The 25382-nt window shown below is 67.1% G+C and carries 24 protein-coding genes; 8 read left to right on the forward strand and 16 right to left on the reverse strand.

Annotated features, from left to right (window positions below):
• Positions 1-6: 6 nt before the first annotated feature.
• A complete protein-coding gene (locus H8F26_RS06690) occupies positions 7-762 on the reverse strand; it encodes an amino acid ABC transporter ATP-binding protein (RefSeq protein WP_197158431.1) in 756 nt (251 codons plus the stop codon).
• Positions 763-791: 29 nt separating this feature from the next.
• Between H8F26_RS06690 and H8F26_RS06695 the strand changes: the two genes are divergently transcribed.
• The gene (locus tag H8F26_RS06695; RefSeq protein WP_231605512.1) at positions 792-2327 is read left to right on the forward strand and encodes an ABC transporter permease subunit; all 1536 of its coding nucleotides are present in this window, start codon (positions 792-794) and stop codon (positions 2325-2327) included.
• A 112-nt stretch (positions 2328-2439) separates the two neighbouring features.
• Here H8F26_RS06695 and rplA read toward each other — a convergent pair whose 3' ends face one another.
• The 6 genes from rplA to gloA form a co-directional block, all read right to left on the reverse strand.
• Complete coding sequence (rplA, locus tag H8F26_RS06700) at positions 2440-3147, reverse strand: 50S ribosomal protein L1 (RefSeq protein WP_197158433.1); 708 nt, start codon at positions 3145-3147, stop codon at positions 2440-2442.
• Positions 3148-3311: 164 nt separating this feature from the next.
• The gene (gene rplK, locus H8F26_RS06705; protein WP_197158435.1) at positions 3312-3737 is read right to left on the reverse strand and encodes a 50S ribosomal protein L11; all 426 of its coding nucleotides are present in this window, start codon (positions 3735-3737) and stop codon (positions 3312-3314) included.
• Positions 3738-3903: 166 nt separating this feature from the next.
• Complete coding sequence (gene nusG / locus H8F26_RS06710) at positions 3904-4518, reverse strand: transcription termination/antitermination protein NusG (RefSeq protein ID WP_231598219.1); 615 nt, start codon at positions 4516-4518, stop codon at positions 3904-3906.
• Positions 4519-4703: 185 nt separating this feature from the next.
• Positions 4704-4991: a preprotein translocase subunit SecE gene (gene secE, locus H8F26_RS06715; RefSeq protein WP_197158437.1), complete on the reverse strand. Its 288-nt coding sequence runs from the start codon at positions 4989-4991 to the stop codon at positions 4704-4706.
• A 101-nt stretch (positions 4992-5092) separates the two neighbouring features.
• Positions 5093-8107 carry an ATP-dependent Clp protease ATP-binding subunit gene (locus tag H8F26_RS06720; RefSeq protein WP_197158439.1) on the reverse strand — a complete coding sequence of 1005 codons (3015 nt, stop codon included), beginning with the start codon at positions 8105-8107 and terminating at the stop codon, positions 5093-5095.
• 26 nt (positions 8108-8133) lie between these two features.
• Positions 8134-8538, reverse strand: coding sequence for a lactoylglutathione lyase (gloA, locus tag H8F26_RS06725; protein ID WP_197158441.1), 405 nt, complete (start codon positions 8536-8538; stop codon positions 8134-8136).
• A gap of 190 nt (positions 8539-8728) precedes the next feature.
• On the opposite strand from gloA, the gene eno reads away from it, so the two are divergent.
• On the forward strand, positions 8729-10024 hold the full coding sequence (gene eno, locus H8F26_RS06730; protein ID WP_197158443.1) for a phosphopyruvate hydratase: 1296 nt from the start codon (positions 8729-8731) through the stop codon (positions 10022-10024).
• Here eno and H8F26_RS06735 read toward each other — a convergent pair whose 3' ends face one another.
• The 4 genes from H8F26_RS06735 to H8F26_RS06750 all read right to left on the reverse strand — a co-directional run bounded on the left by H8F26_RS06735 (position 10025) and on the right by H8F26_RS06750 (position 13382).
• Complete coding sequence (locus H8F26_RS06735) at positions 10025-11800, reverse strand: AarF/ABC1/UbiB kinase family protein (RefSeq protein WP_197158445.1); 1776 nt, start codon at positions 11798-11800, stop codon at positions 10025-10027. It lies immediately after the preceding gene.
• Positions 11801-11805: 5 nt separating this feature from the next.
• Entirely contained in the window at positions 11806-12192 is a 387-nt protein-coding gene (locus H8F26_RS06740; protein ID WP_197158447.1) for a hypothetical protein, read from the reverse strand.
• Positions 12193-12246: 54 nt separating this feature from the next.
• Positions 12247-12780 (reverse strand): hypothetical protein, encoded by a 534-nt coding sequence (locus H8F26_RS06745; RefSeq protein ID WP_197158449.1) that lies wholly within the window; start codon positions 12778-12780, stop codon positions 12247-12249.
• A 62-nt stretch (positions 12781-12842) separates the two neighbouring features.
• Complete coding sequence (locus H8F26_RS06750; RefSeq protein ID WP_197158450.1) at positions 12843-13382, reverse strand: hypothetical protein; 540 nt, start codon at positions 13380-13382, stop codon at positions 12843-12845.
• Positions 13383-13431: 49 nt separating this feature from the next.
• Here H8F26_RS06750 and H8F26_RS06755 point away from each other — a divergent pair, with 49 nt between their 5' ends.
• Together H8F26_RS06755 and H8F26_RS06760 are read left to right on the forward strand one after the other, a co-directional pair.
• Complete coding sequence (locus tag H8F26_RS06755) at positions 13432-15447, forward strand: acyltransferase family protein (protein ID WP_231605514.1); 2016 nt, start codon at positions 13432-13434, stop codon at positions 15445-15447.
• 295 nt (positions 15448-15742) lie between these two features.
• Positions 15743-15907, forward strand: a complete 165-nt coding sequence (locus H8F26_RS06760) for a DUF2256 domain-containing protein (RefSeq protein ID WP_197158454.1) — start codon at positions 15743-15745, stop codon at positions 15905-15907.
• Here H8F26_RS06760 and argJ read toward each other — a convergent pair.
• On the reverse strand, positions 15904-17163 hold the full coding sequence (argJ, locus tag H8F26_RS06765; RefSeq protein WP_197158456.1) for a bifunctional glutamate N-acetyltransferase/amino-acid acetyltransferase ArgJ: 1260 nt from the start codon (positions 17161-17163) through the stop codon (positions 15904-15906). The genes H8F26_RS06760 and argJ overlap by 4 nt on opposite strands.
• Before the next feature lie 123 nt (positions 17164-17286).
• On the opposite strand from argJ, the gene H8F26_RS06770 reads away from it, so the two are divergent.
• Genes H8F26_RS06770 through coaE form a run of 3 tightly spaced genes read left to right on the forward strand, consistent with a single transcriptional unit; the run spans position 17287 to position 19825 of the window.
• Positions 17287-18447, forward strand: a complete 1161-nt coding sequence (locus H8F26_RS06770) for an SPFH domain-containing protein (protein ID WP_197158458.1) — start codon at positions 17287-17289, stop codon at positions 18445-18447.
• Positions 18444-19133, forward strand: coding sequence for a zf-TFIIB domain-containing protein (locus H8F26_RS06775; RefSeq protein WP_197158460.1), 690 nt, complete (start codon positions 18444-18446; stop codon positions 19131-19133). Before H8F26_RS06770 ends, H8F26_RS06775 begins: the two co-directional genes overlap by 4 nt.
• A 2-nt stretch (positions 19134-19135) precedes the next feature.
• A complete protein-coding gene (gene coaE / locus H8F26_RS06780; RefSeq protein WP_197158461.1) occupies positions 19136-19825 on the forward strand; it encodes a dephospho-CoA kinase in 690 nt (229 codons plus the stop codon).
• Here the strand turns inward: coaE and H8F26_RS06785 are convergent.
• The 3 genes from H8F26_RS06785 to gatB form a co-directional block, all read right to left on the reverse strand.
• Entirely contained in the window at positions 19776-20762 is a 987-nt protein-coding gene (locus tag H8F26_RS06785) for a 2OG-Fe(II) oxygenase (RefSeq protein WP_197158463.1), read from the reverse strand. The two genes, coaE and H8F26_RS06785, sit on opposite strands and share 50 nt — an antisense overlap.
• A 288-nt stretch (positions 20763-21050) precedes the next feature.
• Positions 21051-21317: a hypothetical protein gene (locus tag H8F26_RS06790; protein ID WP_197158465.1), complete on the reverse strand. Its 267-nt coding sequence runs from the start codon at positions 21315-21317 to the stop codon at positions 21051-21053.
• Between the two features lie 157 nt (positions 21318-21474).
• On the reverse strand, positions 21475-22968 hold the full coding sequence (gene gatB / locus H8F26_RS06795) for an Asp-tRNA(Asn)/Glu-tRNA(Gln) amidotransferase subunit GatB (RefSeq protein ID WP_197158467.1): 1494 nt from the start codon (positions 22966-22968) through the stop codon (positions 21475-21477).
• Between the two features lie 225 nt (positions 22969-23193).
• Between gatB and H8F26_RS06800 the strand changes: the two genes are divergently transcribed.
• Positions 23194-24363 (forward strand): FAD-dependent oxidoreductase, encoded by a 1170-nt coding sequence (locus tag H8F26_RS06800; RefSeq protein ID WP_231598217.1) that lies wholly within the window; start codon positions 23194-23196, stop codon positions 24361-24363.
• Between the two features lie 396 nt (positions 24364-24759).
• Here the strand turns inward: H8F26_RS06800 and ndk are convergent, their stop codons facing one another.
• Positions 24760-25218 (reverse strand): nucleoside-diphosphate kinase, encoded by a 459-nt coding sequence (gene ndk, locus H8F26_RS06805; protein ID WP_197158471.1) that lies wholly within the window; start codon positions 25216-25218, stop codon positions 24760-24762.
• Between the last annotated feature and the right edge of the window lie 164 nt (positions 25219-25382).

Here is a 25382-nt window from a genome sequence, read left to right on the forward strand (position 1 = left end):
CCTGACTTACTGGCGGCGCAGAAACGTCTGCAACCGGTCGCTGCGGGGCTGGGTGAACAGCTGTTCAGGACTCCCCTGCTCCTCAATCAGCCCATCGTTGAAGAACAGCACTCGATTCGACACCTCCCGGGCGAAGCGCATCTCGTGGGTCACCACCACCATCGTCATGCCATCGGCGGCGAGCCCCTGCATCACGGCCAGCACCTCGCCCACCAGCTCGGGATCGAGGGCGCTGGTGGGCTCGTCGAACAGCATCAGGGCCGGATTCATGCAGAGGGCCCGGGCAATCGCCACCCGCTGCTTCTGGCCGCCGGAGAGCTGGTCAGGCCAGGCCCGGGCCCGTTCCGCCAGCCCCACGGTGGTGAGGTGATGCAGGGCCCGATCGCGGCACTCGGCCAGCGGCACCCCCAGGATGCGACGGGGCGCCAGCATCAGGTTGTCCAGCACGCTCAGGTGCGGGAACAGGTTGAACTGCTGGAACACCATGCCAACCCGGCTGCGCAGGCGCGTCTGTGCATCCCAGCTCAGCCGCGGCGCCGAGAGGTCGTGACCCATCAGCTCCAGCCTGCCCGCCTGAAAACTCTCGAGCCGGTTCAGGCAGCGCAGAAAGGTGCTCTTGCCGCATCCTGAAGGGCCGATCACCGACACCACATCGCCGGCCTCGAACGTGGCGCTCACCCCCCGCAGCACCGTTCGGGTGCCGTAACTCTTGTGCAGCTGGTGACAGGCCAGCAGAGGCGGATCTGCGGAGCTGGCGATCATGGAGTGCACTCCAGCGCGCGGACAGGGCCGTGACCAGTATTGAACCGAAGCGCCGGATGTGGTGTCGGCTGCTGGCCCTGGTGGTGCTCAGCCTGGTCCTGGCGCTGGGCGCTGTCGGGCTCCACCCCGCAGCCGCGGGCCCAGATGGAGGAGCAGACGCGGCGACCGCCAAGCCGACCTGGACCGTGGGCACCGATCCCACCTACGCCCCGTTCCAGATGAAGGCCGGGGCCCGCGATGAGCTGCAGGGCTTCGACATTGATCTGATCCAGGCGATCGGGAAGAACAGCGGCCACCCGGTCCGCTTCGTCTCCCTGCCATTCGACGGCCTGATCCCGGCACTCCAGGGCGGCAGCGTCGACATGGTGATCAGCGCCATGACGATCACGGCCGAACGGGCCCAGGCGGTGGACTTCTCACGGCCCTACTTCGTCGCCGGCCTGGGGATCCTGGTGCGCGAGGGCAACACCACCATCCACAACCTCAAGGATCTCGAGGGCCGCACGATCGCGGTGCAGATCGGCACCACCGGCGCCAAGGCCATGGCCGAGGTCCCCGGAGCCCGGGTCACGACCTTCGACGCCGCACCCTTGGCGCTGCAGGAACTGATCAACGGCAACGTCGAGGCCTACGTCAACGACCTGCCGGCCAGCCTGTATGCCATCCAATCGGCCGGCCTGCGCGGCCTGCGCGTCGCCGGCACGCCCCTCACCAACGAGGTCTACGGGATTGCCTTCCCCCGCAACTCCCCCCTGCGCGAGACGGTGAATCAGGGCATCGCGCGGATGCTGGCCGACGGCAGCTACGCCCGCCTCTACCAGCGCTGGTTCGGCACGAGCCCACCCGAGCTGCCGGAGCAGGCACCGGCCCTGGCCCACCGGGAGGCGGCCCTCAATCCAGTCCAGTTGTTCCGCAACCTGATGCGCGGCGCCGGCGTCACCCTGTCGCTCACCCTGGTGTCGTTCAGCTTCGGGCTGATCGGTGCCGGCCTGGTGGCTTATGGGCTGATGGGCGGAGGACCGGTGCTGCGCGGTCTGTGCCGCGTCTACGTCGACCTCTTCCGCGGCACCCCGATGCTGGTGCAGCTGTTCATGATCTATTTCGGGCTGCCGGCCCTGCTCAATGGGCTGGGGCTGCCCTTCAACCTGGATCGCTTCGTGGCCGCGGTGATCGCCCTCAGCCTCAACGTGGCGGCCTATCTGTCGGAAACCCTGCGCGCCGGCATCGAATCAATCGATGCCGGCCAGTGGGAAGCGGCCGATGCCCTGGCGATGAACCCGATCGCGCGGATGCGCTTCGTGGTGCTCCCCCAGGCCCTGCGGCGCGTGCTGCCGCCCCTGGCCAATGAATTCATCACCCTGATCAAGGACACCAGCCTGGCGGCGGTGATCGGCTTCGACGAACTGTTCCGCGAGGGGCAGCTGGTGGTGGCCACCACCTACCGGGCATTTGAGGTGTATCTGGCGGTGGCCCTGGTGTATCTGGTGATGACCTCGGTGACCTCCTGGCTGTTCAAGCGGCTGGAGCACCGCCTCAATCCCCAGCGCCATGCCATGGCCACCTGAGGGCCTGGCGTTCGGGGGCTGCGTGCTGCGGCATCAAAAAACCCGGCCTTGCGGATGCAAAGCCGGGTGCAGTGAGCAGGGTCCTGAGCTGATCAGGCGTCCGTCTGTCTGATCAGGCGTCCTTTTTGATGTCCTGCAGGGCGCTGAAGTCGACTTCAACCGAGGGACCCATGGTGGAGGTCACGAACAGGGAGCGCCAGTAGCGGCCCTTGGCTCCACTGGGCTTCTGGCGGTCGATGGTTTCCTGCAGGGCCTTGAGGTTGTCGAGCAGCTTGTCGGCATCGAAGCTGGCCTTGCCGAAGCGCACGTGCACGATGCCGGTGCGGTCGGCGCGGAACTCGAGTTTGCCAGCCTTGAACTCGCTGATCGCGCCGGCCAGATCGGTGGTCACGGTGCCGGCCTTGGGGTTCGGCATCAGGCCGCGGGGGCCCAGCACACGACCGAGCTTGGCCACCTTGGGCATCATGTCCGGGGTGGCGATCAGCAGGTCGAAGTCCATCGCCCCACCGGCGATCGCATCCACCAGCTCCTCATCGCCGGCCAGATCGGCACCGGCGGCCTTGGCGGCGGCCACGGCCTCACCGCGGGCGATCACGGCGATGCGGATGCTCTGGCCGGTGCCGTGGGGCAGGGCCACGGTGGTGCGCAGCTGCTGGTCGGTGTACTTGGGATCGATGCCGAGGCGCACGTGGGCTTCGATCGTCTCGTCGAACTTGGCATTGGCGTTGGCCTTCACCAGATCGATCGCCTCGAGGGGCGCATAGGCGCGCTCTTCGACCGTGGCGGCCAGAGCGGAAAAACGCTTGGAAACTTTGGGCATGGCTGGGGTTGGGGTACGGGCGACCGCCAGGGCCCGGACGCAACGGTGCACCGGACGGATGGCTGGGTCTCCCCCGAATCAGGGAACAGGAACGGAATCAGTGAGTCGTTGCAAGCGCAGGCGTTGCAAGCGCAGGCGATGCAGGCGCAGGCACTGCGAGCGACTCAGTCGTTGACGGCGACGCCCATGTTGCGGGCGGTGCCTGCGATGATGCGCATGGCCGACTCAACGCTGGTGCAGTTGAGGTCGGGCAGCTTGGTCTTGGCGATCTCTTCGAGCTGAGCTCTGGAGATGGCACCCACGGATCCCTTGGCGGAGGTGGCGGCACCTTTGTCGATGCCGGCCGCCTTGGAGATCAGCACCGAGGCGGGCGGGGTCTTGGTGATGAAGGTGAAGCTGCGGTCTTCAAAGACCGAGATCTCCACCGGGATCACGTACCCGGCTTTTTCCTGGGTGCGGGCGTTGTACTCCTTGCAGAACGCCATGATGTTGACCCCGTGCTGGCCGAGGGCAGGGCCCACCGGCGGTGCGGGGTTGGCTTTGCCGGCCTGGAGGGCCAGCTTGATCACGGCTACAACTTTTTTGGCCATCGGCGGGGCTAGGGATCTGACTCCCTAACGGGAGAGTGGACGGGACTCCCAGAGGGAGCTGTGCGGATGGCCGCTCCAGGGAGCGGCTGGCTGATGGCCATCGCCCGAAGCGATGGCCATCCAAGGGCCGTCCTCCGCAGGGAGACGGCCGCAACAAAGCGATCGGCTAGCTCTGCTTGCTGATCTGGGAGAACTCGAGTTCCACCGGCGTTTCCCGGCCGAAGATCGAGAGCAGGGCCTTGAGCTTGCTGCGCTCGCCCGAGACCTCGATGACCTCGCCCTGGAAATCCTTGAACGGACCGGCGGTGACCAGGATCTGATCGCCCTCGGCCAGATCCACCTTCAGAACAGGTTTCTTCTCGGCGGCACGTTTGAAGATCCGATCCACCTCGGTGCGGCTAAGGGGCCGGGGCTTGATGTGGCCGCGGGCCTTACCGGTGGCGCGACGCTCTTCCTGCCCCACGAAATTGATCACGTTGGGGGTGCTGCGCACCGCCATCATCGTGTCCTCGTCGAGCACCATCCGCACCAGCACATAACCGGGGAACACCTTTTCCTCGATCGACTGGCGGGAGCCGTCCTTCTTGATCTTCACCCCGGGGGTCTGGGGGATCTCGATCTCGAGGATGCGGTTGTCGACCCCGAGGGTGACGGCCCGCTGCTCAAGGGTGGCCTTCACCTTCTTCTCGCAGCTGGAGGCCACCTGCACCGCAAACCAGCGGGCCACCGGTGCCTTGACGGTCTCGGCACCGGGAAGCTCCAGCACCCCATCGGGACCCATGACTCCCGCCACAGCCAGGGCCGCAGGGTCAGCGTCCGGGCCTTCCGGTGTGGTGGCCAGGGTCTCGGAAGCGTCGTCAACGACGCGCTGAGTCTCAGAGGCCTCCTCGGCATCGGGCGCGAGGCTGACGGGTTCGGGCACTTCCAGATCGATCTCGGACACGGGGCTCTCGGGGGGACGGAAACTCAGCGGAACACCTGGGTGGCGGCCCAGCCATAGAGGCGGTCGATGGCGGCGATGGCGGCGGCCGAGAGGCTCACCATCAGGATCACCGCCACCGCCTCGCTGAACAGCTGCTGGCGGCTCGGCCAGACCACCTTGCGCAGCTCGGCCATGGTGGCAGCCACAACGTTGCCTTCGCTCTCGGCCACCTCGCTGGTGGCAGCGGGGGCCTCGGCCACGGCCGCATTGGAGCCGCCGCCTTCGGTCGTGGGCCGGGTCTGGGGAAGGGTTGGATCGGAGTTGGAGTCCACTGGCGCTCGCGCACCGGTGCGTCCGCGCGTACCGGCAAACGATCACCCTACCGGACGGGTTCCAGCAGCTGTTTCAGGCCTGGGCCTGCAGCCCGCGATGCTCAGTCCTCCGCACCCTCCACCAGCCGCAGGAAGCGCAACGGCGCGCCGGGGTCGTCGGCCAGGCTCACCCGCACGCCGCTGGCCCCCTGGAAGCGGTCTTCCAGCAGTTCGGTGGCCAGGGGGTTCTCGATGCGGCGGCGCAGCAGACGCCGCATCGGCCGGGCGCCGTATTCCGGTTCGTAGCCCTGGATGGCGAGGGCTTCGATCGCAGGCTCGTCCACCTGAAGCTCCAGCTGCTGTTCGCGCAGCAGACCGGCCAGCTCCGCCAGCTGCAGCCGCACGATCCGCTGCAGATCGGCCGGCTCCAGCGGACGGAAGCGGATCACCTCATCAATGCGGTTGAGGAACTCCGGCCGGAAGTGACTGGCCAGAGCCTGATCCACGGCGCGCTCCAGAGCGGCTTCGGCTTCGGCGGCGGCGGTTTCGGGATCAGCGGCGCAACTGGCCATGGCAGCCCGCCGGGCCCGGGCGTGCTCGAGGATCGCCCGGCTGGCCAGGTTGCTGGTCATGATCACCACGGTGTGGCGGAAGTCCACGGTGCGGCCCTGGGAATCGGTGAGGCGGCCGTCGTCGAGCACCTGCAGCAGCAGGTTGAACACCTCCGGGTGGGCCTTCTCCACCTCATCGAGCAGCAGCACCGCATAGGGCCGGCGCCGCACGGCCTCGGTGAGCTGACCACCCTCCTCGTAGCCCACGTAGCCGGGCGGAGCTCCCACCAGCCGGGCCACGGCGTTGCGCTCCATGTATTCGCTCATGTCGAGTCGCACCAGCGCCTCCTCCTCGTCGAACAGGGCCGCCGCCAGGGCCTTGGCCAGTTCCGTCTTGCCCACGCCGGTGGGCCCGAGGAACAGGAACGAACCCACCGGCCGCCGCGCCGACTGCATGCCGGCCCGGGCCCGGCGGATCGCCGCCGCCACCGCCGCCACCGCCTCGGGCTGGCCGATCACCCGCTCCCCCAGCCGCTGCTCGAGCTCCAGCAGCTTCTGGCGTTCACCCGCCAGCAGCCGCTGCACGGGGATGCCGGTCCAGCGGGCCACCACATCGGCGATGTCATCGGCCTCCACCTGTTCCCGCAGCAGCGGCGGGTTGTCGAGCAGCTCCCGCTGCAGTTCCTCCTCCAGCTCCTGACGGCGCTGCTGCACGCCCTGCAGCTGATCCACCTGCAGGCGAGCCGCCTCCTCGTAGTCGCCGTCGCGCTCGGCTTCACCGATGGCATGGCGCAGGTCTTCGTCGTCCTGCAGCAGGGCCCGCAGCTCCGCCAGCCGCTCCCGCTCCTGGCGCCAGCGCTGCTGCAGGGCCTGCAGCCGTTCGGCGGCCTGGCGGCGCTGCTCCTGCAACTGCACCCGCTCCGGCAGGGGCGCGGTCTCGGCCGACAGCAGCGCCAGTTCGACCCGCCGCAGCTCGGCCTCGGCCTGCTCCACCGGCTCGGGCTTGGAGGTCACCTCCATCTTCAGCTGGGCGGAGGCCTCGTCGATCAGGTCGATGGCCGAATCGGGCAGGCAGCGATCGGCGATGTAGCGATCCGCCAGTCGCGCCGCCGCCACCAGGGCCGGGTCGGTGATCGCCACGCCATGGTGCAGCTCATAGCGCTCCTTCAGCCCCCGCAGGATCTCCACGCAGGTTTCGGAGTCGGGCTCCTTGATCACCACCTGCTGGAAGCGCCGATCCAGGGCCGGGTCCTTCTCGATCGTGCGGCGGTAATCCTCCGGGGTGGTGGCGCCGATGCAGCGCAGATCACCGCGGGCCAGGGCCGGCTTGAGGATGCTGCCGGCATCGGCGCTGGAGCGGTCGCTGCTCACCACGGTGTGGAGCTCATCGATGAACAGCACCACGCCGGCACCTCCCCCGCTCCCGGCCGCGGCATCGGCCTCGCGCACCTCCTCGAGCACACTGCGCAGCCGTTCCTCGAACTGGCCGCGGTACTTGGCCCCGGCGATCAGGGCACCGAGATCCAGGGCCACCAGCCGCAGGCCGCTCAGCGCCTCCGGCACCTCACCGGCCTCGATCCGCTGAGCCAGCAGTTCGGCCACCGCCGTCTTGCCGACGCCGGGTTCACCGATCAGCACCGGATTGTTCTTGCTGCGGCGCGACAGCACCTGAATGAGGCGACGGATCTCCAGATCGCGGCCGATCACGGGATCGAGTTCGCCGTTGCGGGCGGCGGCCGTGAGATCGCGGCCATAGCGGTCCAGGGCCGGGGGTTCCAGCTCCAGCCTCAGGCCGTCATCGTCCGTGGCCGGCTCGCCGGCGGCGGCTGACACCGTTGCCGGCCCCGTGGACAGGCCCGCCGATCCAATGGCGGCGGCGGTGCCTGACGCAGGCGAAGGCCGCCGCCGCCGCCAGGGCTCCGGGCTGGAGGAGGAGAGGCTGGAAGCAGAGCTGCGGGACGTAGACCGCCGGGCGCCGGGGAGCGGCCGGCTGGGGTCCTCTGCGTCGACCCAGCTGCCAGCACCGGTGCTGGCAGCTGGGGGCTCAACCTGGGCCCCTGTCGGAGCCCGGCCCGCCTCGACCTGCCACGGATCCTCAGCCACGTTGCGTTCCACTGCCGGGGCACCGGGCCGCAGCTGGCGGCGGAGCAGGTCTTCGCTGAGGCCCTGCTCTGCCAGCAGCTCGGCGCCGAGGCGGGGCTCCTCCAGCAGGGCCAGGAGCAGATGGGGGACGTCCAGCAGCTGCGATCCCCAGGCGGCCCGGCACCGATCGGCTGCCTCCAGCAGATCCTCGAGGGCGTCGCCGATGTAGAGCTCGCCGCCGCGGGACGGGGGCTGCTCGGCGCAGAAGGCCTCGATCCGATCGAGGGCCAGATCCAGATCCAGCGGCAGAGGGTCCACGAACCGGGCCCAGCGGGGATCCTGCAGCAGCGCCTGCAGCAGGTGCTCCACATCCATGGCGCCATGGCGCCAGCGACGGGCCGTGTCCTGGGAGGCAAGCAACAGCTCCCAGGCCTCCTCGCTGAAGCGATCGGGATCGCTGGTGAGGCTCCCGGGAGCCGGAGAGGTGGAGACGGAGGAGACCATGACGCAGGAGGCAGGGCGGCGGGCAATCAGGCGGACGCCGCCGCCGGGGCGGAGCGCTGGATCAGCTCCACCTTGTAGCCATCGGGATCCTCCAGGAAAGCGATCACGGTGCTGCCGTGCTTCATCGGCCCCGGCTCCCGCACCACCCGGCCCCCTTTGGCACCGATGGCGGCACAGGTGGCCTGGATGTCGTCCACACCGATGGCGATGTGGCCGTAGCCGCTGCCCACCGTGTACGTGTCCGTGTCCCAGTTATGGGTGAGTTCCAGCACCGTGGTGTCACTCTCGTCGCCATAGCCCACGAAGGCCAGGGTGAAGCGACCGGAGGGGTAGTCCTTGCGGCGCAGTAACCGCATCCCCAGCACCTCCGTATAAAAGGTGAGCGAGCGTTCCAGATCTCCGACCCGGAGCATGGTGTGCAGCAATCGCATCGGCGAGCTCCTGCGGCGCCCTGCGCCGGTTCGGTCTGCCGCCATTCTGGCCGCAGGCTCTGGAAGCGCGGCGAGACGGCGTTGTGAGACTCGATGGTGAGGGGCAAGTCCGGCCGCTTCGCGGTACGCATGGGCACACCAGTGGGGGCGGGGGGCACCCATAGGATTCCCGCAATCCAGAGCGGCCTACGTGATCGATTCCCTCGACCTCGTCATCGATTCCATCGTTGCCCGCGAGGTGCTCGACTCCCGCGGCACCCCCACCGTGGAAGCCGAGGTCTACCTCGAGGGTGGCGCCAACGCCCGGGCGATCGTGCCCAGCGGCGCCAGTACCGGTGCCCATGAGGCCCATGAACTGCGCGACGGCGGCAAGGCCTACTTCGGCAAAGGCGTGACCCAGGCCGTGACCAACATCGAAGAGCGGATCGCGCCGGCCCTCTGCGGCCTCAGCGCCCTCGACCAGGTGGCGGTGGACAACGCCATGGCGGAACTGGACGGCAGTGACAACAAATCCGTGCTGGGCGCCAATGCCATCCTGGCCGTGAGTCTGGCGGTGGCCCAGGCCGCCGCCAAGGGGCTCAATCTGCCCCTCTACCGCTACCTGGGCGGTCCGATGGCGAATCTGCTGCCGGTGCCCCTGATGAACGTGATCAACGGCGGCGCCCACGCCACCAACAACCTTGATTTTCAGGAGTTCATGCTGGTGCCCCACGGCGCCAACAGCTTCCGCGAAGCCCTGCGCATGGGGGCCGAGGTGTTCCACACCCTCAAGGGTCTGCTGCACGACCAGGGCCTCTCCACCGCCGTGGGCGACGAGGGCGGTTTCGCGCCGGATCTGGCCAGCAACGATGCCGCCGGCGAGCTGCTGGTCAAGGCGATCGAGAAGGCCGGCTACCGCGCTGGTGATCAGATCTCCCTGGCCCTCGACGTGGCCAGCACCGAGTTCTTCAAGGACGGTCGCTATGCCTTCGGCGGCAGCCACTACACCAGCGCCGAGATGGTGGATCAGCTGGCGGCCCTGGTGAGCCGTTTCCCGATCGTGTCGATCGAAGATGGCCTGGCGGAAGACGACTGGGATGGCTGGGATCTGCTCACCCAGAAGCTGGGCGGCACGGTGCAGCTGGTGGGCGACGATCTGTTCGTGACCAACACTGAGCGGCTGCAGCAGGGCATCGACCGGGGCGTGGCCAACTCGATCCTGATCAAGGTGAACCAGATCGGTTCCCTCACCGAGACCCTGCAGGCGATCGACCTGGCCGGCCGGGCCGGCTACACCAGCGTGATCAGCCACCGCAGCGGCGAAACCGAAGACGTGACCATCGCCGACCTGGCGGTGGCCACCCGGGCCGGCCAGATCAAGACCGGCTCCCTGAGCCGCTCCGAGCGGGTGGCCAAGTACAACCAGCTGCTGCGCATCGAAGACGAACTGGGGAACCAGGCCGTCTACGCCGGCGCCGTGGACCGCGGCCCCCGCGGCAAGGGCTGATCAGCCCTTGCCGCCACCCTGCAGCTGATCGATCCGGCCATCCCGCTGCAGCCGCGACTGCAGCTTCAGCCATCCCGTTGCCACCGGCAGACCGAGAACCAGTGGAATCGCCACCAGGGCAGGCCTGGCGCTGGCTGCCAGCAGAGCGGCTGCAACGGCCAGGCCGCCCAGCAGGAAGGACTGACCGGCACTCTGCTGCGCCAGGGCCAGGCGCCGCAGCAGCCGGTCGGTTTCACCGGCACGGATCTGCACCTGCAGATCCCCCTGCTCGATGCGGGCCAGGCTCTCATCGAGGCGACGGGGGATGCCCAGGGCGCGGCTGCCGACTTCGGCCGCCTGGCGACCCAGCTCGTTGATCAGATCGTTGGGGCCGGACCCACTGGCAGTCATCAGGGGCAGCAGGTAAGGGCGGGCAATGGAAACCAGGCTAAAGCCGGGATCGAGGCTGCGGCCCACCCCCTCGAAGGTGGAGAGGGCCCGCATCACGAAGATCAGTTCCGGCGGCAGGCGGAATGGCTGGCCATAGACGAGGTCATAGAGATCTCCGGACAGCTTCTGCAGCACGTTGGAGCTGAACGGAGGTGTGAGCGCCTCGGTGAGCATCACCCGCACCAGACGCCGGACCGGTCCGAGATCAACGCCCTCGGCGATCACACCGGCCTGCTGCAATTCCTCCACCAAGGTGGTGGCATCCCGCGCCGCGGCGGCTCGCACCATGCGGCCGAGGCGGCTGCGCAGCCGCTCCGAAATCTGCCCCATCATGCCGAAGTCGTAATAGATGAGGGCACCATCGGTTGCCACGGCCAGGTTGCCGGGGTGGGGATCGGCATGGAAGAAGCCGAAGCGCACCAGCTGTTGCAGATAACTGGCGGCGCCCTTCTCCGCCACGGCGGCGGGCTCGATCCCCGCGGCCACCAGGGCTGGCCGGTCGGTGATCTTGATGCCCGGCACGTAATCCAGGCAGAGCACGCGGCGGCTGCTCAGTTCCCACACCACTGCCGGGATGCGGATGCCCGGATCCTCCAGGAACTGCTGACGAAAGCGGGCGGCATGCTCGGCCTCCAGGCGGAAATCAAGCTCCCGCAGCAGCACGCGGCGGCATTCCTTGGCAATGCCGATCCAGTCGCGCCCCTCGCCCCAGCGGGGGTGGCGCTGCACGGCCGCCGCCACCTGCTGCAGCACCTCCAGATCGAGGCGGAAAAGGCGCTCCAGGCCGGGGCGCTGCACCTTGAACACCACCTGGCGGCCGCTGCGCAGGCTGGCGCGGTGCACCTGGGCCAGGCTGGCCGAGCCGAGAGGCACCTCCTCGAGATCGAGGATCTCGGCGCAACGCTCGCCCAGTTCCTGCTCCAGCAGACCCTCCACCACGGAAAACGGAAAGGCGGGCACCCGGTCCTGCAGATGGGAGAGTTCCTCCACCACATCGGCGGGCAGCACATCAGGACGGGCTGACAACAGCTGGCCGAGCTTGATGAAGGCCGAGCCCAACGAGAGGAATTGTTGGGTGAGCCAGCGGGCCCGGCGGCGCTGCCGTGCCGCCAGTCGCTCCGGCGTGAAGCCACCGGGATAACTCCAGCGACGGCCATCCCACCAGAGGCTGGCCAACAGTTTCAGAGTGAGGCCCCAGATCCGCAGCGGCCGCCAGATCCGAGTGGCGTCATCGAGCCGTGCACGGCGCCACGAACCGATGCCACGGGTTGGCGCACCAGCCGCGACACCGCTGACCGCCTGAGCTGTGACCGCGTGACCCGAGCCCGCGACGCCGCTGACCGTCATGGTGTTCAGTCCTGCACCGCGGGCCGTTCGTCGAGGCGGCGCGCGATGGCGGCCACCTGGGCCCGTAGCGCATCGATCTGGGCCTGGGTCTCCCGGGGGAAGCGAGAGGCACCCGCATCACGGGCGAAAGCCTCGCCGGGCGTGCCATCCCCCTCAAAGGGAGACGACGAAACAGAAGCGCCGGCCGCACCGGCTGAGGTGCCCGCGCTCCTCTCCAAGCGTTCAGCTTCCAGTTCCACTTCCTGCCAGAACAGTTCCCATTCCTGCTGCAGCCGTTCGGGGGCCTCCTGGGCGAGCGCGGCCAGTCCTGCCGCGGCATCGGCCAGGCCACTGCCCAGCCGGGCCGTGAAGCGGTTGACGGCCGCCTGGAAGAGGGACTGGGGCGCGCTCATCTCGGGACTGGTGCTGCCGTCACTGTGGCAGCCGGGGGTTGGCACTGTGAAGGCTCACGGCAGCGGAGCGGGGCTGGGTGGCGGCGGCGGGGCCAAGTCGGAGGTCGTCTGGCTCGGCAGGGGTGCCACTGCCTCCGGAGCAGCTTGACGCGCGGAAGTCGAGGCCGAGGGTCCAGCGGGGGGTGTCGCCTGGGCTCCCCCCCCACCACCCTCCTGCGGTCGCTCAGGCTCCGGCATCGCCAGAGGGTCGGGGGCCTCAGCCTGATGCCTCTCTTCGGCATCGAGAGCGTCCTGCCGCTTGCGCATCTCCTGCTCCTGTTGGCGGGACTGGGCCTCCAGTTCCAGCAGGTCGAGATCACCGCGGATCTGCTGACCCTCCTGGCCGAAGCGCTGCCTCAGGGCCTCCAGGCCGGTACCGGGGAATGGCTTGAGGGAAAAACCCTGGCCGAGGTGAATCAGGCCTGGCAGGTTGAGGGTCAGCAGGCGCTGGGTGAGGCCATATCCCACCCCGAAACAGACGCCAACCAGCAGGGGCCCGAGCCAGGGATTCGGCCGCGGTCTGGAGGTGGGCGGGGCCGCGGCGGCCATCACAGAACCTTGCAACTGTGCCGCCATCCTGCCTGCCGGATCAGGAGAACGGCCCCCGGCTCTCAGGACTGGCCGGGGCAGCCTGACCGGATCCGCTCCTGCACCAGCCGATCCGATTGACGGCCCAGGTCGGCACCGGCCTGCGTATAGAAGGGAAAGCCCAGTTGATTGCGATACAACACCGCGCGGCTGCGTGCCAACTCCGCCTCAGCCCGATGGCGGCACTCCACATAGCCGCCGAAATCGAAGGGCTCCTGTTGCAGGTCCGCCGCGCCCGCCGATTCCGGGTTGGCATTGGCGCCATCGGCGCGGCGATTCAACGCCGGGCACAGTCGGTCGCGCACGGTGCTGGCCAGGTGGATCTCCGCGGCCATGGCCTGCTCCGCCAGCGCATTGCGGCGATCGAGCAGGGCCCCGCAGCGCTCAGCGTCAGCCGCAGGGCCCGCTTGGGGCGCCAGGGCGAGCACCAGCCAGAGCAGCCACCGAAGCTGCGGGTAGAACCCAGGCACCCCTGGCGCAGAGGGGGGGCTGGCGATGGAGGAGTCGATCGCGGCATCGAGGCTCTGCTGGGGAAGAAATCCGTGGCAACTCAGCGGGTTCATGCCAAACCATCGGCCCTGCAGAATCTTCGGAAACCAGGACAGCCAGGCCTTGAAAAGCATTGTCGCAGAAGGAGAGGTCAGAAAATCCAACTACAGGCCCGAGATTGATGGTCTAAGGGCGCTGGCGGTGATCGCCGTTATCGTGAATCACATCAACAAGAACGCCATGCCCAGTGGCTATCTCGGCGTGGACATCTTTTTCGTGATGTCTGGCTTTGTCATCACCTCGTCTCTGGCCAATCACCGCAGTGAGTCGCTCCAGGACTTCTTCCTCGGCTTCTATGCCAGGCGCCTCAAAAGGCTGATCCCAGCCTTGGCTCTCTTCACGGTCATTACCAGTCTGTTGATCTGCTTTTTCAACCCCGAACCGTACAACGAACTTGGGCTTGCATGGAAAGGGATGTTTGGCATCTCCAATCTCAGCCTTTACGGATCGGCAACTGACTATTTTGCCTCTTCAACCGAGCTGAATCCATTTACCCACACCTGGTCTCTGGGGGTCGAGGAGCAGTTTTATCTTGTTTATCCATTTTTGATTTGGTTCTCAGGATTCGGCCGCGCCACGGTCAGGGGTGAATCCAATCTGCTCTGGGTGACTGGGCTTCTCTCCGTCGCATCACTGATCGGATTCCTTTATCTCTATCAAGTGAATCAGCCAGCAGCTTATTTTCTGATGCCGCCTCGGTTCTGGGAAATCGGGGCGGGGAGCTTGCTGTTTCTGGGCCTGAGGCATCCCAGTCAACTGCTGCGGTGGACAGAATCCCTGCCACCCCTGGCCGTTGCCGCCTGCCTGGTGGCGATCCTATGGCTGCCTTTGGAGCTGGCTGTCATCGGCACGCTTGCCGTCGTTATCGCCACGGCAGTGATGATTGCATGCCTGAGAAAGGGGACGTTGATGTACGCTGTTTTGACTAATGACAAGATAACGTACATTGGCCTGATTTCATACTCTCTCTATCTTTGGCATTGGGGAATTCTCTCGATCAGCCGATGGACGATTGGGATTCGCTGGTGGTCGATCCCCGTCCAAGTGGCGCTGATGCTTGCCTTGGGAATTCTCTCCTATCGATATGTCGAGACACCTTTGCGTCGAGCGGAGTGGTCCGCAATGCGATGGAAAACGATCGGCTTTGCGATCAGCGCATCCGCAGGCACGGCTGGCTTGGTGATCGGCCTGCAGAGGCTGCCGATTTCTCTTTATACCGGAGAGCAGCTTGAACTTGCCGCCAGGGGAGTGGAATCCCTTCTGCAGAAGTTTACCCTTTCAGGAACAGGTCGTGCGTGGCAAGGGCGGCCATGCGTGCTGACTGAAAACTCAGAGGCTGGCAAGATCATCACCTCTGCCGGATGCACATTGGGCGACCCAGACAAGGCAAAGCGTCGGGTGCTGGTGCTGGGTAATTCATTCTCTGCAGCATTTGTGCAAGCCTTCAGTAAGCTGGTCAAGAGAGATGGCTACGCCATTACGATCACGTCATCCTGGGGGGCGTCTCCCGTCAAAGGGATGGATAACTTCAGCGCGTATAAAGAAGCAAACACGTATTACTGGGAGCAAGTCGCGCCCTCATTGATGAAAGATCTGCGCAGAGGAGATTTGGTCTTTCTGATCAACGATTTATCAGATCTCACGCCAGCAGCAGATACGGGCAGAGCTCAAAGGCGGCGTCAACAATTTAAGCGAGGATTGGAGGAGCTCTCCCAGGAGCTCTCCTCCAAAGGGGTTCACCTTGCCGTGCTTCACGGCCTTCCGTTTGCCCGCGAGGCGAACTGCAAGCCCGTGAACGCCATCCCTCAGTGGTTCCGACCGCCGGGGAATCACTGCCCGATTCCCAATAAAGAAGTATCTCTGGTGAGGCGATCCAAGTTGGACATGATTTTACGAGAGCAAGAAAGGACTCGGAAGATCACAGTGGTGGATCTTTTCGATATCTTCTGCTCGCGTAAGGAATGCACCTACCTTGGTCGAGATGGCGAGGTTCTTTATCGTGACGAGCATTCCCACCCATCGGTGGAAGCAGCACGGCTGTCAGCCAATGCGATTCGTAAGGCACTCATGGCGCAATGACGCTTGTCGCGAGCTCTGGTGATTGCCAGATACGGGATCGATCAACCTCGCCGATTCCTCCTCCGAATTTCAGGATGGCATTCACGCCATTGGGCCGCCGGGTCCTCGTTCATGCGGGCATCCGAGCTGGGACTGCTTTGGGCCCGTCCTGAGCTGCCGCCGTGAAAGTCTGAGCAGTCGCCCGATTCCAGCCAGTCATCTGCCCACAAAAAAGCGGACCCAGAGGACCCGCTCGATGACCAACGTCATAATATTGCATTTTGTAACGGACCGTGGCTCGGCGCCCACTTCCCTGATGCCCCATCACGCAGAGCGACCCACCAAGGTCTGCCAGGCCTGCGGCAGGCCCTTTCAGTGGCGCAAGAAATGGAAGGACGTCTGGGAGGAGGTTCGCTACTGCTCGGATCGCTGCCGCAGGACCCGCAACGACCGCAGAAACCAAGCCCGGATCTCTGCCTAGGTCGTGTAATCGGCGTTGATGCGCACGTACTGGTCGGAGAGATCGCAGCCCCAGGCGCAGCCCTGGCCGGGACCCTCGCCCACCACCAGGCGGATCAGCACCGTGTCGCCGCCGGGTCCAGGCCCGCCGAGATAACTACCGGCGGCGCGATCCTTCAGATACTGCGAAGCGGCCGGGCGATCGAAGGCCAGGGGCTGGCCGGCCGCCATCAATTGGTGCTCCCCCAGCCAGAGGGCCACCGCCTCCGGATCGAAAGCCACGCCGGCGCGGCCCGCCGCTGCCACGATCCGGCCCCAGTTGGGGTCGCGGCCGTGCACGGCGCACTTCACCAGCGACGAGCCGCAGATGGTGCGGGCCATGGCGCGGGCGCCGGCCTCATCGGCTGCCCCCTCCACCCGCACCTCGATCAGGCAGGTGGCGCCCTCGCCGTCGCGGGCGATGGCGCGGGCCAGGTGTTGCGACACCGCCGTCAGGCCGGCCTCCAGCGCGTCGAAGTGCTCGGGGCTCAAGGGCTCGCCGGCTGCAAACGCCAGGTAGGTGTCATTGGTGCTGGTGTCGCCGTCCACCGTGATCGCATTGAAGGAGCGATCCACCGCCCGCCGCACCATCGCCTGCCACAGCTCGGCAGGCACACCGGCATCGCAGGTGAGGGTGCCCAGCATCGTGGCCATGTCGGGGTGGATCATCCCCGAGCCCTTGGCCATGCCGCCGAGGCGCACCCGCCGGCCGCCCAGATCCGCCTCCAGGGCCAGTTGTTTGTCGATCAGATCCGTGGTGAGGATCGCCGTGGCGGCAGCGGCGCCGCCCTCGGGGCTGAGCGCGGCCACCAGCGGATCGAGGCCCGCCACCAGGGTGTCCATCGGGATCGGCACGCCGATCACACCGGTGGAGCAGATCAGCACCTCCTCGGCCGCCAGGCCCAGCCGATCGGCCACCGCCTGGGTGGCCCGCAGGCTGTCGATCAGGCCGCGATCGCCGGTGCAGGCATTGGCCTGGCCGGAGTTGGTGAGCACCGCCCGGGCCCGGCCGCCGCTGGCCGCCAGCCGCTCGGCGCAGAGGTCAACGCAGGCGGCGCGCACCAGCGAGGTGGTGAAGGTGCCGGCGCAGATGGCCCCCTCCGGGGCCAGCACCAGGCAAAGATCCGGGTTGCCCGAGGGCTTCAGGCCGGCCGTGACCGCCGCGGCCAGGAACCCGGCCGGCGCCGTGACGCCGCCGGTGATCGGATGCCAGAGGGCGGAGAGGGAACCGGCGGACATGGAACGGCGGCGGCGGAAACGGCAGGCGGCCAACCACGCGGCTTGGAAACGCCTGGGCCAATCCTGCCCTGACGGACGCTGGCAACCCCCCTAGCCTGCGTTCAAGGCCGCAGCACGACGCCGATGGCGATCTGGGAGAAGGTGCGCAGCGAGTTCATCGACGTCATCGAATGGCCCGAGCAGGGGGAGTCTGAGGGCCCCGATGCCGATGCCGGAGCCACCCTGGTGTGGCGGTTTCCGCGCCAGGGCAACGCCATCAAGATGGGCGCCCAGCTCACGGTGCGCCCAGGCCAGTGGGCCGTGTTCGTGAACGAGGGGCGCATCGCCGATGGTTTCGGGCCGGGCCGCTATGTGCTGGAGACCCGCAACCTTCCCTTCCTTACCAGCCTGCTCTCCCTGCCCTACGGGTTCGAGAGCCCGTTCAAGGCGGAGGTGGTGTTCGTCGCCACCCGCCAGTTCACCACCCTCAAATGGGGCACCCGCCACCCGGTGCTGGTGCGCGACCGGGAGCTGGGGCCGGTGCGGCTGCGGGGATTCGGCACCTACGCCCTGCAGGTGCGGGATCCGGCCCAGCTGATGCGCGAAGTGACCGGCAGCCAACCGCACTTCAACATCGAGGGGATCAGCGAGCAGCTGCGCAACCTGATCGTGACCCGCCTGGCCGACCTGCTGGGCGAGAGCGAGCACCCCGTGCTGGACCTGGCGGCCAACTACGACGAACTGGCTGGCGAGCTGGGCCAACGACTGGCGCAGGAGGTGGAGGGCTACGGACTGGCCTTCACCAGCCTGCTGATCGAGAACCTGTCGCTGCCGCCGGAAGTGGAGGCGGCCCTCGATCGCCGCAACCAGATCGCCCTCAGCGGCGACCTGCAGGCCTTCACCACCTATCAGGCCGGCATCGCCATGGAAAAGGCGGCGGCCAATCCCGGCGGCGAGGCGGCGGCCGGGGTGGGGATGGGTATCGGCCTGGCGATGGCCCAACGGCTGGCTGGAACGGCGGCAGCCTCGGGGCCGCCGGCAGCAGCTCCAGGAGCAGGCGCATGGCCGGGGGCCGGCACACCTGCCCGCCACTACCACCTGCTGGCAGGCCAGCAGCAGCTCGGGCCCTACACCGCCGAGCAGCTGCTGGTGCTGCGGGACCAGGGCCAGCTCACAGCCGCCAGCCTTTTGTGGCATCCGGGCCTGGAGACCTGGCAACGGGCCGCCGATCTGCCCGAGCTGGCGGTGCTGCTGCAGGCGCCACCACCCCCTCCGCCCATTCCTCCAGCGGTGCCAGAGCCATGAAGTGCGCCTGCTGCGCCGCACCCCTTCCCCCCCAGGCCGTGGTCTGCGCCTACTGCGGCAGCCGCCAGGACGTGGACCTGCAGAGCTGGGTGCAGGCCGAATCGATCGGCCCGATGCAGGATCTCAGCTGCCCGGATTGCCGCCAGTCCCTGGAGGAGCTGCGGCTGGGGGGCGATCCGCCGCTGGTGGTGGGCCGCTGCCACACCTGCCTGGGGCTGTTCCTGGGCCACGGCGTGCTGGAGCAGCTGCTGAGCCAGGCGGTACGACCATCGATCGACATCGACGGCCCCAGGCTGAACAGCCTGGTGGAGCAGGCAGCCGGCAGCAGCCCACCGCTGCGCTACCGCCACTGCCCCGTCTGCGACGACCTGATGAACCGCAGCCTCTACGGCAAGCGCAGTGGCGTGATCGTGGACCGCTGCCGCGACCACGGGCTCTGGCTCGATGCCGGCGAACTGCGGCAGTTGATGGAATGGGCCCATGCGGGCGGACTGCTGCACCACGCCGCCCGCATGGAGGAGGAGCAACGGGACCAGGAGCGGCGCCGGCGGCAGGACGAGGTTGAACGTCGTGCCGGCGAACAGGAGCTGCAGAACCTGGAGTCCGGCGGCCGCCAGACCGACTGGCTGGACGCCGACCTCGCCACCCTGTTGACCCGAGGGTTGCAGCGCCTGTTGGGGGGCTGAGGATGGTTGGCAGCAACCGTGGCACTGGAAGCAGCAGTGGCAGTGGCAACCGGTCGCGGGGGGAGCGGTGGCGGGGCCGGCAGCGGCGGATCGGCCTCACAGGCGGTATCGCCAGCGGCAAGAGCACGGTGGGACGGATCCTGGCTGAAAGCTTCGGACTGCCGGTGCTGGATGCCGACACCTACGCCCGCGAGGCCCTGGCCGCTGGGAGTGTCGGGGCGGAGGCCGTGTTGGCGCGCTATGGCCCGGTGGTGAGGGCCAAAACCAGCAGCAACGGCACCGCAGCGATCGATCGCGCCGCCCTCGGCAGGATCGTCTTTGCTGATGCGGCCGAGCGCCTCTGGCTGGAGCAGCTGGTGCATCCGCGGGTCAGAACCCGGTTCGATCAGGAGCTGCAGCGGCTGGCGGCTGAACCGGTGGTGGTGCTGATGATCCCGCTGCTGTTTGAAGCAGGTCTCGACAACCTCTGCAGCGAGATATGGCTGGTGGATTGCGACGCAGCCGAGCAGAGGCAGCGCCTGCTCCACCGCGACGGGCTAGCGGAGGCGGAGGCCCTTCGTCGCATCCACGCCCAGTGGCCCCTGGAGCGCAAGCGTGCCCTGGCAGACCGTCTGATCGACAACCGGGGAACAAGCGATGCGCTCACCAAAGCGGTGGAACGGGCCCTCGCGGCGGCTGGTCAGAGTCAGTGAAACGGGATGGTGCGGTTCCAGGCAGGCGACTGCGTTCCGGGATCGCCACCACGGGATCTCCCCGGTCCCAGCGCCCTGAGTCGGGCCCTCCGCAATGACGCCCCTGCTCAGCGCGAAACCACTTGGTGATCACGTACTTGCAGCCTTGCCGCACCGGCAGAGCTTCATGGAGCACGTAGGGGTTGGGGGATCCATCGGCCATCAGATTGTTCCAGGCCAGGGCCAGCCCCGGCACCGGCGTGAAGGAGCGATCCAGCAGGCGGAAGCGGGTTTCGCCGCCGGCCTCCACGGCATTGAGGTAGATCATCACCGTCCAGGTGCGCTGCCCCCCCGGGCGGGTGTGGTGCCGGTATTCCTCGGTGCCGGGGGTGAACCAGTCGGTGTGCTCGCGGAAGTACTCCCCCACTGCGTAGCGCTGCCCCTGCAGCCCCTCCGAGAAGGCCGGATCCACGCCCAGCAGCTCCGCCAGGCGTCGATCGAGATCCGCAGCCAGAGCGCGATCACCATCCCGCAGGTGACAGGTGCGGCTGGTTCGATAGTCCGCCGGCCCCTGGGTCACGGTGGATGGTTGCAGGGATCCATCGATCGCCACCCGGATCACGTCACACTCCTCCGCCGAGAGGAACCCAGGGATCTCGTACACCTGTGCCAGCGGGGTATCGAGACGCCAGGCGCGGGGACGCTGGCGTGGATCGGTGAGGCGGGCCTGGAACCAGTGAAGCCAGGATGCCTGAGGAGCTCCCGGAGATGGCTCCGCCGGTACCGCCCCTGGCAAGCGAAGGCATGTCCTGGATGGAGCCTCTCCCTCCAGGACGGCGGTGATGGCTTCCGCCGTGAAGCCCTGGGCCAGTCCCCGCTCGATCAGTCCGAGGCGGTCGCAGCCGCGGTCGCGGTTGAGCCGGAACCACTCCTGCCACTCTGGAGGAATCGTTGCCACGGCTCACTCTGCAAGACACTGTTCCAGGTTGCTGGACTGGCAGGCCGTCTGCACGCCCGCAGGCTCAGCTCTCCGTCAGAGCGGAGATCATCCGTGTCACGCAGGCCTCGGGGCCCAGCTCCCCGGAAGCCACGATCACGTCGTAGCTGCAGAAACGATGAACCACCCCCACCAGGCCACGGGCTCGACCGAGAACGCGATCGCCGCGTCTGCATGGATGCGGGCCAGCTCTCGATGGCAACGCAATGCTCCATCCAGAGAGGCTCACCACCTACTGGGATTTGGACGTCACTCTCTGGGCCTCAGGGAGCCGCCATTGCAGAAGCGTGTCGCCCAGGCCTTGATCACTTCCCTGTTGTCATCCGGCGTACTCTGCGAGTGCCACTGCACTGAAGTGGAATAGCAGGCATCCCAGATTTTCGCCTGCCGGGCAAGGGGCACCAGGGATGCCGCCATGACAACGGCGCTGACTGTTGTGATCAGCTGAAGAACGATGCCTGCATGGGCACGGACCATTTCCCGCGAAGTCGGTTTCTGATCGGTGTGCTCGCTCATGGTGGGGTTGCTATGAAATCAGAATGGATTTCAGCCATTGTGGTCGCTATCAGCCGCCACCTTTGATGCTCGTATGGGTCGTTAACACCGCTGGGCGACGATCAATCTCTTGATGATCGTCCAGAGATGGCGTTGAGCAAGGGTATTCCCTGAAGCCTCAGCCCTTCAGCTTCTCCAGCAGGATCTGGTTGGCCAGCTTTGGATCGGCTTTGCCGCCAGTCTTCTTCATCAGCTGGCCCACGAAAAAGCCCTGGAGTTTGTTCTTGCCGCCCCGGAAGGCTTCGACTTCGGTGGGATGGGCTGCCAGCAGCTCCTCCACGATGGCGGTGATCGCCGCTGGATCACTGATCATGCCAAGGCCACGCTCCGCCACGATCGCCTTGGGTGAGCCGCCTTTCTCGAGCAGTTCGGGCAGAATCTCCTTGGCGATCTTGCCGCTGATGACTCCGGATTCGATCATCTGAACCATCTCGGCCAGCTGGGCAGCCTGAAACGGCAGTTCGGTGATCAGGAGTCGGTTGGCATTCACGTACGCGGCAATGTCACCGGTCACCCAGTTGGTCACGGCTTTGGGATCTCCCCCGGCAGCCACGGCGGCTTCAAAATATTCGGCCATGGCGCGCTCATCGGTGAGCACGCGGGCGTCGTAGATCGAAAGGCCGAGCTGATCGGCGTAGCGATGGCGCTTCGCGGCTGGAAGTTCGGGAAGCTCGGCGCGCCAGGATTCCCGCTGCTCCGCGCTCACCTCGATCGGTCCAAGATCGGGGTCAGGAAAGTAGCGGTAGTCGCTGGCACCTTCCTTGCTGCGCATGCTCTTGGTGAGCTGCTTGGCTTCGTCCCAGAGGCGGGTTTCCTGCACCACCGGCTCGCCGGCCTCATAGGCCTTGATCTGCCGCTGAATCTCATACTCAATCGCCTTCTGAATGGCAGAGAAAGAGTTCATGTTCTTGATCTCCACCTTTGTGCCGAAGGGGGCATCGGCTCCGCGGCGCACGGAGATGTTCACGTCGCAGCGCAGGGAACCCTCCTGCATGTTGCCGTCGCTGACGCCCAGATAACGCATGATCCTGCGAATCTCGGAGGCATACTCAGCGGCCTCACGGCCGGTGCGTAGATCAGGCTTGCTGACGATTTCCGCCAATGCCACCCCGGCGCGGTTGTAATCCACCAGTGAATGGGTGGAGCCAGCCAGGCGATCACTGCCGGCATGCACGAGCTTGCCGGCATCTTCCTCCATGTGAAGCCGCTCGATGCCGATTGTTTTCAGGTAGGTTTCCTTACCCTTCTCAGCCACCTCCACTTCGATCCAGCCATTTTCGGCGATGGGTTCGTCGTACTGGGATATCTGATAGTTCTTCGGCAGATCGGGATAGAAATATTGCTTGCGATCGAACTTGCTGTGCTCGGCGATCCTGAGGTTGAGGGCCATGGCGGCCTTCACCGCATACTCGAGCACCCGCTGGTTGAGTACCGGCAGGGTGCCGGGCAAGCCGCACACCACCGGATCGATATGGGTGTTGGGGTCGTCGCCGAAGGCGGTGGAAGCGCAGGTGAAGATCTTGCTGTCGGTGCCCAGCTGCACGTGGGTCTCGAGGCCGATCACCGCCTCCCAGGCAGCCTCAGCCGTGGCCTTTGCAGCAGCCCCTGCCATCACCGTTCTCCAGATCCCATGCGTGGGCTGATCCTATGGGGAGCGCCGCTGGAGCCTCCGGGCGGGTCGTGATCGCAGCGCTGTGCGGTGCATGCGCCGAGCGGTGCGTGCATGACTCGCGCCCTGCGGGGCCCAGCTGGAACACTGGAGGGCCCGATTCCAGACGTTCCCGTGGACCAGGCGGCTGCCGACCGCGACCCCGTGCTGATCCTGGGTGGTGGGCTGATGGGCCTGGCCATCGCCCATCAGCTCGCCCGCCGCGGCACAGCGGTGCTGGTGCTCAGCCGGCGCCGCAGCGAAGCCGCCGGCTTCGTGGCCGCCGGCATGCTGGCGCCCCACGCCGAAGGATTGCAGGGCAGCCTGCTGGAGCTGGGTCAGCAGTCGCTGCAGCGGATCCCTGCCTGGGTCGCCCAGATCGAAGCGGACGGCGGCAGCTCCTGCGGCCTGCGGCCCTGCGGCATTGTGGTTCCCTTCCCCACCATCGCCGAACGGGACCGCTACCCCACGGCTGCCTGGGGCCAACCCCTCGACCGCGCTGCCCTGGAGCGCGAAGCACCCGGCATCGGCCCTCGCTGGCAGGCGGGTCTGCTGTTTGAGCAGGACGGCCAGATCGACAACCGCCGCCGGCTGATGCGCGCCCTGGAGCGGGCCTGCGTGGCCCTGGGTGTGGCCTTCCAGGAGGGCAGCGAGGTGCTGGAGCTGCAGCAGAACGGCCGTGGCGCCCTGGCGGGAGTGCGCCTGCGGACGGCCGAAGGAGACGAGCGCCAGTTGCCGGCCCGCCGCGCCGTGCTCACGGGCGGGGCCTGGAGCGCCAGGCTGCTGCCCCAGCTGCCCGTGTTTCCGGTCAAGGGGCAGATGCTGTCGCTGCAGGGGCCGCGCCAGGCCCTGCAGCGGGTGATCTTCGGCCCGGGCACCTACCTGGTGCCGCGGCACGACGGGCTGCTGGTGGTGGGAGCCACCAGCGAGCCGGAGGCGGGCTTCGCCGACGGGCTGACGCCCTTCGGGCAACGCCAGTTGCAGGACGGCATCGCGGCCTTGCTGCCTCAGGCGAGCCAGTGGCCCCCCATGGAGCGTTGGTGGGGGTTTCGCCCCTGCACCCCGGATCAGGCGCCGCTGCTGGGCCCGAGTCCGATCGAGGGGCTCTGGCTCGCCACCGGCCACCACCGCAATGGCGTGCTGCTGGCAGCGATCACGGCGGAACTGCTGGGCTTTGCCCTGGATCCGGAGGGCCAGTCAGTCGAGCAGGACCTGCCCGCAGGCATCAGGTCCTGCCTGCTGGAGGCGTTTCGTTGGGACCGCTTCATGGCGCCTTCGGTCTCTCCTCCTGGTGCCTCTCCCCAGAGCGCCCGGCAGTCAGGCACGGTGAACGCGGCTCCGGTTCAGCCGCCAGGGTGAAGCTCTCCATCCCTGCATCGCGCAGCCCCCTGCTCAGGTGGGCGGGGCGATGCCCCCTCAATGGCGAAGGCCCGCAATCCGAACACCGTTACAGGCTCGGGCCAACACTTCACCATCGGACCGCCCCAGCGGCACGACGCCCACCAGACCGTTGAACAGCACCACCCGACGGCCGCGACTGACACTCACCAGTGGTGGACCGGTGCCCTACAGCTGGACCGCCGCCAACGGGGCCTTCTCCCATGGACGTGGCTTGAGGCCCAGTTCCCCCGCGATACGGAGTCGGAGGCTGCCTCCACTGGCCAGCTGCACTTGCAGGTGTCCGGGGTGCTGGGTGCTGGGTGCTCAGCACGGGGAGAGGGCCCATTCACCGCCTTGCGTAACGAGGCGGCAGCCTCAGCCTTCGGTACGCCACGGCTGGTCGGAAGGGGTCCACTCGCTCAGCTCCGAGGGCTGGAACCACAGGCCGATCTCAAACTCAGCGGTTTCCGGGGCATCGGAGCCATGGATCACATTGCGGCCGATGTTCACCGCCAGGTCACCGCGGATGGTGCCGGGCTCAGCCTCGAGGGGCTTGGTGGCACCAATCAGCTTGCGGGCGCTGGCGATCACGCCATCGCCTTCCCACACCATCGCCACCACAGGGCCGCTGGTGATGAACTCCACCAGGCCGGCGAAGAACGGGCGCTCACGGTGCACGCCGTAGTGGTTCTCTGCCAGCTCACGGCTGGGGGTGAGCTGCTTGAGGCCCACCAGCTTGAAACCCTTGCGCTCGAAGCGGCCGAGGATCTCGCCCACCAGGCCGCGCTGCACGCCATCGGGCTTGATGGCAACAAAGGTGCGTTCGGCAGCCATGAAGTCGGAAACATCGGATCGGGCCCATCGTCCGCGCCGGCCCTGCCGCTTGGCAAGCACACCGCTTCAGCCAACCGGTCCCGCGGCCGCCGCTCAGGGCTTCAGGTCCGCACTGCCTAGATTTCGCCTGCTGCTCCGTCTCCGTTTCCATGGTGCTCGCCCAA

The organism is Synechococcus sp. CBW1006, from assembly GCF_015840525.1.
Taxonomy (GTDB): Bacteria; Cyanobacteriota; Cyanobacteriia; order PCC-6307; family Cyanobiaceae; genus CBW1002.

What these genes read in the sequence shown, in the direction of transcription:
- H8F26_RS06690 (WP_197158431.1), bottom strand. Translation starts at nt 762, where the DNA reads ATGATCGCCAGCTCCGCAGATCCGCCTCTGCTGGCCTGTCACCAGCTG.
- rplA (WP_197158433.1), bottom strand. Translation starts at nt 3,147, where the DNA reads ATGCCCAAAGTTTCCAAGCGTTTTTCCGCTCTGGCCGCCACGGTCGAA.
- rplK (WP_197158435.1), bottom strand. Translation starts at nt 3,737, where the DNA reads ATGGCCAAAAAAGTTGTAGCCGTGATCAAGCTGGCCCTCCAGGCCGGC.
- nusG (WP_231598219.1), bottom strand. Translation starts at nt 4,518, where the DNA reads ATGGGTCCCGATGGGGTGCTGGAGCTTCCCGGTGCCGAGACCGTCAAG.
- H8F26_RS06720 (WP_197158439.1), bottom strand. Translation starts at nt 8,107, where the DNA reads ATGGTCTCCTCCGTCTCCACCTCTCCGGCTCCCGGGAGCCTCACCAGC.
- gloA (WP_197158441.1), bottom strand. Translation starts at nt 8,538, where the DNA reads ATGCGATTGCTGCACACCATGCTCCGGGTCGGAGATCTGGAACGCTCG.
- H8F26_RS06735 (WP_197158445.1), bottom strand. Translation starts at nt 11,800, where the DNA reads ATGACGGTCAGCGGCGTCGCGGGCTCGGGTCACGCGGTCACAGCTCAG.
- H8F26_RS06740 (WP_197158447.1), bottom strand. Translation starts at nt 12,192, where the DNA reads ATGAGCGCGCCCCAGTCCCTCTTCCAGGCGGCCGTCAACCGCTTCACG.
- H8F26_RS06745 (WP_197158449.1), bottom strand. Translation starts at nt 12,780, where the DNA reads ATGGCCGCCGCGGCCCCGCCCACCTCCAGACCGCGGCCGAATCCCTGG.
- H8F26_RS06750 (WP_197158450.1), bottom strand. Translation starts at nt 13,382, where the DNA reads ATGAACCCGCTGAGTTGCCACGGATTTCTTCCCCAGCAGAGCCTCGAT.
- H8F26_RS06760 (WP_197158454.1), top strand. Translation starts at nt 15,743, where the DNA reads ATGCCCCATCACGCAGAGCGACCCACCAAGGTCTGCCAGGCCTGCGGC.
- argJ (WP_197158456.1), bottom strand. Translation starts at nt 17,163, where the DNA reads ATGTCCGCCGGTTCCCTCTCCGCCCTCTGGCATCCGATCACCGGCGGC.
- H8F26_RS06770 (WP_197158458.1), top strand. Translation starts at nt 17,287, where the DNA reads ATGGCGATCTGGGAGAAGGTGCGCAGCGAGTTCATCGACGTCATCGAA.
- H8F26_RS06775 (WP_197158460.1), top strand. Translation starts at nt 18,444, where the DNA reads ATGAAGTGCGCCTGCTGCGCCGCACCCCTTCCCCCCCAGGCCGTGGTC.
- coaE (WP_197158461.1), top strand. Translation starts at nt 19,136, where the DNA reads ATGGTTGGCAGCAACCGTGGCACTGGAAGCAGCAGTGGCAGTGGCAAC.
- H8F26_RS06790 (WP_197158465.1), bottom strand. Translation starts at nt 21,317, where the DNA reads ATGAGCGAGCACACCGATCAGAAACCGACTTCGCGGGAAATGGTCCGT.
- gatB (WP_197158467.1), bottom strand. Translation starts at nt 22,968, where the DNA reads ATGGCAGGGGCTGCTGCAAAGGCCACGGCTGAGGCTGCCTGGGAGGCG.
- H8F26_RS06800 (WP_231598217.1), top strand. Translation starts at nt 23,194, where the DNA reads ATGGGCCTGGCCATCGCCCATCAGCTCGCCCGCCGCGGCACAGCGGTG.
- ndk (WP_197158471.1), bottom strand. Translation starts at nt 25,218, where the DNA reads ATGGCTGCCGAACGCACCTTTGTTGCCATCAAGCCCGATGGCGTGCAG.